The organism is Paraburkholderia sp. Ac-20342, from assembly GCF_017104985.1.
GTDB lineage: Bacteria > Pseudomonadota > Gammaproteobacteria > Burkholderiales > Burkholderiaceae > Paraburkholderia.
The window spans coordinates 1-4,289 of sequence record NZ_JAAGPQ010000179.1 but is presented as its reverse complement, the minus strand read 5'-3'; the positions used below and the strand labels follow the sequence as shown (position 1 = coordinate 4,289).

The window sequence follows — 4,289 nt, the reverse complement described above, 5'->3', positions numbered from 1 at the left end:
ACCCGCATGCGCAGCCGTTCCTTGGTGTGGCTTGCCTGCGTCTGCGCGGTTTGACCGAAGCCGTAGAAGTAGTCGGCCCGCACGGCCCCCTGAATCGCGCCCCCCGAATCCTGCGCCAGCATCAGACGGTTGACCGCGCCGGGCGCCGCGGGGTCGTCGCGCGTGGAGACGAACACCGGCGCGCCGAGCGGCGTGGTGCGCGGATCGACGGCCACCGAGCGTCCCGCCGACAGCGGCACGCCCAACGCGCCCAGCGGACCATTCGGCGAATCCGGAATCGCGCGGAAGAACACATAGCTCGGATCGGTGATCGCGAACACGGGGCGAGGCCGCGTTGCGTTCGCGTCATGCGCGCCGGTTGCACCGATTGCGGCGCTTGCCGCATTGCCCGGCTTGTGCGCGCCGGCGGTGTCCGCGATGGCCGGCGTGATCGTGCCCGCGCTCGACGGCGTGCTCGTCGCCAGTGTGAAGCCGCGCAGCAGCGGCGACGAGGGTTCGTCGTCATCGGCGGTGGTGGGCGCTGCGTCGCCGTCGTTGCTCGCGGCCGGCGCGTCGTCGTCGCCGACGTCGACCTGCATCTCCATGCCGCGCACCACGAGCTTGCGCGCGCCGGCCGCCGCGTTGCCGTTGTGCGCGAGCGGCGGCAGAAACGGTCGGCCGTTCTGTTCGGCATAGGCAAAGCGGCGGATCGAGCCGTCGCTCATGCGGACCTTGCCCGCGCCTTGCAACTGCATCGAATACAGCATCACCGGATCGTCGACATAGGCGAGGACCGGCGCCTTCAAGGCACCGCGCTCGATCTCGGCTCGGGTGTAGTACGGCACGATGCGCTCGCCGTCGAGCCGCAGGCGGATCTTCTTGTCGCGGATATCCGGCACGCTGTCGCGCAGGTCGAGCGTAAAGACGCCCTTCGGATTGCCGGCCGGGTTGGCGCCGCCGCTCGTCGTGCCGGTTGCGTCGCCGAGCGGGATCACGTTGCGCCCCTCGATGCGCGCCGCGCTCACGCTGCCGCGCGCGCGGTCCGGCAAACGCCGCGCGTCGAGATAGAGCATGTCGGTCGGCGTGCCGTAGAGCGGATAGACGTAGGCGCCGCCGTACTGCGGGCTGCCGTTGAGCAGGGGCTCGTAGTAGCCGGTCATGGTGCCGTCGGCCGAGCGGTCGGGATTGCGGATCTGATAGGCGTTGAAATACGTTTCGAAGAAATGCCGGATGGCCGCGACGTTGCGCGCATCCACCGCGCGCGCGGCATTGCATGGGTCCGACCAGCCGCTGCGCGCGCCGAGCACGAGGCAACTGCGGCGGAACGCGTCCCAGGATGCGGCGACGTCGTCGGTGTCCCAGCCGGGCAGATCGCCGAACGCGGTCGGCTCGTAGTACGCGTGGCGCGTGGCGAAGCCGCTGGCGAGGGCGGGTTTGGGTGGTGTGCTGGCGGTGCCGCTGGTTGTGGTGCCAGTAGTGCCAGTAGTGCCAGTAGTGCCAGTAGTGCCAGTAGTGCCAGTAGTGCCAGTAGTGCCGCCGCTGACCGCGCCGCCGGTCGGGCTCGCAGCCGTTGCCTGTGCCGTTGGCGGCGCCATCGCCGCAGCGGGCATGCGCGGCGGCGGCGCGACGGGTTGCGCAAGCGGCGGTGCGGTCAACGCGGGTTGCGCGGCGGACGATGCCGATACCGTCGCCGCCTGCTCACCTGTCGATACCGCTGCGACCGGCGAGACCGGCGACGACGACACCGCCGCATGACTCGTGGCCCCCAGGACCACGCTCGTCGCAGGATTGTTGCTGACGCAACCCGCGAGCGTGGCGGTCAGCGCAAGCAGAAGAAGCGGAACCTTTTGCATGCGGCCTCCTTCGGGCCATCGCGAACATCGTGCGCGCGGCTAGCCTCACGGCTTGACGGCATCGATGGTGAATGTGGCGGCGCCGAACTCGCCGGTGCAATTCGCGCTGCCGGCCGGGCAGCGCGGCTTGCCCGCGAACGGCGAGTAGCTCGGGCTGCGGCGCGCGGCCGCTGCGTGCTGGGCGCCTTCGGGGAAGGTCTGGAACGGTGCCGCGGGCTTCAGTCCGCCGTCGGAGAAATCGCGCGGCGTCGTCGAGACCAGCGTCAGGAAGTGATTCGGCCCCGGCGGATTGCCCGCCAGCATCGGCCAGCTCGCGCGCGGCAGCGAGAGCGTCTGAGCGGCGGCGATCCGGTTGTTGCGGTCCAGTCCGTTTGGAAACAGCAGCAGGTACTGCCCGTCCGGATCGACCATGAAGACGTACACATAACCGGCCCGATTGCTGGCGAGTCTGAATTGCAGATGATCCTTGCCGATCGTGGCGGTCGCGCTGCTCGGCGTGGCGGTGACATGAATCGCGGGATCGGCCAGCGACGCAATCCGCTCCAGCTCGCCGGCGGGCGTGTAGGGGGCGAGGCTGTCGGCCGATGCGGCAGGAATGTTAGGTGTAGCAGGAGCGGCAGGCGTTGGCGTCAGTGTTGCGCTGACGGGTGGCGTCGCGGGCGTGCTCCCGATGACCGGCGCGGGGGCCGTGGTCGCCGGACTTTGAGCGATATCGGCCGGAGTCGTCGGCGCGGCGTCGACGGGCTTCGGCGTCGTTGCACCGGGAGCCCCGGTGCTTGCCGTTGCCGTCGCGGTTGTGGTCGCTGTCGTGGTCGCAGCAGTACTCGCGGCCGGTGGCGTGCGCGTCGCGAACCACGTGCCGACCGCCGCCAGTGCAACGACGCCAACCACTCCCGCCGCGATCAGCACCGCGCGTTTCCGTTGACCGTCCGCACCAGTCGCGGTGACGGCCGCCGTCGCCGGCTCGCTGCGCTTCGCCGCGACGGTGACGGGCGGCACCGTTGGCGCGCTGGCGCCCGCCGCATCGACGGGGGCGCGAGAGGTGTCGTCATGCGCCTCCTGCCCGGCATCGGACGTATCGATCGCAATGCCCAGTTCGCTCGCGAGTGCCTGAACGCTTTGCGGACGCTGCTCGGGGCTCACCGCGAGCGCGTGGTCGATCGCGCGCAGAAACCGCTCGCTATACCGGCCCGCCGCGGTCGTGGCGAGCGGCACATAGGTATCGCTCATCAGCCGGCCGACCGAGGGCGGCGGCGTCTTGCCCTCGATCGCGAAATAGACCACCGCGGCGAGCGCATACACATCGGTCCACGGCCCCTGTTTCAGCGCCGCCACTTCGGCGTATTGCTCGATGGGCGCATAGCCGGGCTTCAGGATCACCGTCAAGGCCTGGGTCATGTCGCCGATCACCCGCCGCGCCGCGCCGAAGTCGAGCAGCACGGGGCGGCCGCTGCCCTTGAGCAGCATGATGTTGTCCGGCGCGATGTCGCGGTGATAGCACTGCGCCGCATGCAGCACGGCCAGCGCTTCGATCAGCGGCGCGAGCAGCGCGCGCAGCCAGGCTTCGTCGGGGGGCGCGGGCAGGCGGCGCAAGCCGTCGCGCAGCGTCATGCCTTCGTAGTACGGCATCACCATATACGCGGTGCCGTTGGCTTCCCAGAACCGGTACACCTTGACGAGCGAATGATGATCGAAGCGGGCGAGCAGCCGCGCCTCGTTGATGAAGCTTTTCAGGCCGGCGCGAAAGGTCTCCTCATGGCGCTCCGACTTGACCGACACTTCGGCCGCGCCGACCCGCGAAGCCAGCGCGGCCGGAATGTATTCCTTGAGCGCGACGTGGCGGCCGAGCTGGGTATCGTAGGCAAGATAGACGATGCCGAAACCGCCTTCGCCGATCAATTCGACGATCTCGAACTCGCCGAGCCGGGTGCCGGCGGCGAGCGCATGTTGCGCGTTCGGGCTCTGCGCGGCAGGGCGGGTGACGACGGTACGATCGGGGTCCGCGTTTTCGGCTGCGACCGGCGGACCGTCCGCTGCGGGTGGCCGTTGCACGATCACGGTTTTGTCGTCGGGGCTGCTCATCGGCTTCGGCTCTTTGGAGTGGACGACGGCCGCGCCCGGCATACGCGAGCGCCACCCTCGCGCGCAGGCGCGTCCACCTTGAAGACGAATCAGCGCGCCGCTTTTTGAAAACGGCTCGGCGCACGAGCGCGAACCGCGCCGGGCGGTGCTCGCGGCGCGCGCTCCCTGTTTCAAAATCGGCGCGCATGATTCGTTTACACGGTAGTAACAAAAAATCGCGGCGCGCAACACGAGGGTTGTGCGCGCATTCCGTCCCAGCCGCTTCCTTTTGCCTTCTTGCAGGAAGTTAAAGTGAACGAGCGCCAAGGCTTATCAAGCGGGATGGCACACAGCGTCGTGCGCGGTATCGGCCGGCGCGCTGTCGTGACGTTGACA

The 4,289-nt window shown here is 69.2% G+C and carries 3 protein-coding genes; all 3 read right to left on the bottom strand.

Features of this window, described 5'->3' with window-relative positions:
- A partial coding sequence (locus G3N58_RS33385; protein WP_241017342.1) for an MltA domain-containing protein occupies positions 1-1,832 on the bottom strand: 1,832 nt, incomplete at its 3' end.
- Positions 1,833-1,877: 45 nt separating this feature from the next.
- Complete coding sequence (locus tag G3N58_RS33380; RefSeq protein WP_206001321.1) at positions 1,878-3,914, bottom strand: serine/threonine-protein kinase; 2,037 nt, start codon at positions 3,912-3,914, stop codon at positions 1,878-1,880.
- 194 nt (positions 3,915-4,108) lie between these two features.
- The coding region (locus tag G3N58_RS33375) for a hypothetical protein (RefSeq protein ID WP_206001320.1) at positions 4,109-4,289 on the bottom strand (181 nt) is incomplete at its 5' end.

Coding starts and splice junctions, on each gene's coding strand:
- G3N58_RS33380 (WP_206001321.1), bottom strand. CDS start 3,914: ATGAGCAGCCCCGACGACAAAACCGTGATCGTGCAACGGCCACCCGCA.